This window comes from Psychrobacter sp. 1U2 (assembly GCF_051847575.1).
This window is the reverse complement of sequence record NZ_JBPYDC010000104.1, coordinates 1-1,850: the sequence shown is the minus strand read 5'-3', so window position 1 is coordinate 1,850 and position 1,850 is coordinate 1. Positions and strand designations below refer to the sequence as shown.

Here is a 1,850-nt window from a genome sequence, read left to right as displayed (position 1 = left end):
AACATAGGAAAAGGACGGGAATATTCATTGGCCGCGAGTAGTACCGCTTTATAACCGGCAAGGTTAGCTTGTGATGACAAGACATCCATATTCTGTGCACGTGATAAGGTACGTGGTAACAGTTCCATGGCAAATGCCGTTACCCCTTTGGCAGCATAAGTATCTAGCTGAGTATTACGGTAAGGATCGAGCATACCAATGACAATCTGACCAGATTTTAAGCTGTCAGTAGTTATAGAAGGTAAGTCATTAACTGTGGTAATAATTTGAGACTGGTTAACTACCTCAGCACTACTATTTGCAATATCGGCACCAGCCGCTTGGTACAAATTATCAGCATAATACGCTGCTTGACCTGCACCTGACTGGATGACGACTTCAAACCCAAGTTTAATTAGCTTTTTGACCGCATCTGGGGTGAGCGCTACGCGGTTTTCGTGTGTGATATCTGCACTGATGACACCGATTTTCATACCGTCTCCTTACTCTAAATATATTACTGACCTATACACAGATTATTTGCATGATGAGATGCATAGAGCGAAAATTTTGGTCAACGCTTACATTAGATACTTCAACCAATATTATCAATATAATAAATGACTAACTGTTTTCCATCATGTGTTTTTATTATAGAGACATCGTTTGCTAACTTTCATTGTCTAATGATGACCCATAAGTAAATAAAAAGTTATGTATTTATACCATTTATATAATCTTTATTGCTATATTTGAAATTTTTATTTTTTCGATCTCATAAATCACAAGGAATGACTATGTATTTTGTACTCTCCCCTGCCAAGTCTTTGAATGAAAAAGATGATATTCCCGTAAATCTAGGCAATCATTACAGTCAGCCTGAGCTTATAGGACATTCGCAAGAGTTGATTAAAATACTAAAATCGAAAGAACCGATTGATTTGCAAGAGATGATGAGCATCTCTGACGATTTGGCCCAGCTCAATGCTGAGCGCAATCAACAATGGAGCTGGAGCAAAAATAAGCCATTTAATGATCAAAATGCAAAACCAGCAGGTTATTTATTTGATGGAGATGTTTATACTGGGCTTGATATGTATAACATGGATAAAGAAACGGCCATTTATGTCAATGAGCATTTAGGTATTTTGTCAGGTCTTTATGGTGTGCTGAAACCACTTGATTTGATTCAGCCGTATCGCTTAGAGATGGGCACTAAGCTGAAAAATAAGCACGGTAATAACCTATATGAATTTTGGGGCAAGGAAGTGACTAATGTTATCAATGCACACATGGCAGATAGCGATGACAAGGTATTAGTTAATTTGGCCTCTAATGAGTATTTTAAATCGGTCAAGAAAAAGGCGCTAAATGCTGAAATCATCATGCCACGATTTGAAGATGAAAAAAACGGTCAATATAAGGTAATTAGCTTTTATGCCAAAAAAGCCCGTGGTCTGATGGTGAAGTACGCTGCGGATAATAAACTCACCAATGCTGAGCAATTAAAGCAGTTTGACTTGGCGGGATATTATTATGTCGATGAGCTGTCTGATGATAAGACATGGACGTTTAGACGAGATGAAGCGGATTCGTAATCATCATGCTAAAACATACTAAACTTGTATAAAAAAAACCCCGATAAGCTCAGCCTACTGGGGGTTTATTTGGGAAAACTGGACTAAAAACTTTCATTAAAAAAACCCTGCTATCCTAACGATAACAGAGCTTTTAATAGTCAAACAGACTTTATGACTTCAGTCATACTTCTAGCGAAAAGCGATTTGTCGAGAAAGACGAGCGAAAATAGTACCTATTGTACATTGAGCGCGTCTGACAAAGAGAAATCGCCTTGTAGCAGAAGTAAAATT

Annotated in this window: 2 protein-coding genes; one reads left to right on the top strand and one right to left on the bottom strand. The window is 37.8% G+C overall.

The window, feature by feature from the left end:
* Positions 1-473: Rossmann-fold NAD(P)-binding domain-containing protein (locus tag ACS8FD_RS13530; RefSeq protein ID WP_459252123.1), on the bottom strand; the 473-nt coding region annotated here is incomplete at its 3' end.
* Between the two features lie 303 nt (positions 474-776).
* On the opposite strand from ACS8FD_RS13530, the gene yaaA reads away from it, so the two are divergent.
* Complete coding sequence (yaaA, locus tag ACS8FD_RS13525) at positions 777-1,577, top strand: peroxide stress protein YaaA (RefSeq protein WP_439263314.1); 801 nt, start codon at positions 777-779, stop codon at positions 1,575-1,577.
* Positions 1,578-1,850: the final 273 nt, after the last annotated feature.

What these genes read in the sequence shown, in the direction of transcription:
- yaaA (WP_439263314.1), top strand. Translation starts at nt 777, where the DNA reads ATGTATTTTGTACTCTCCCCTGCCAAGTCTTTGAATGAAAAAGATGAT.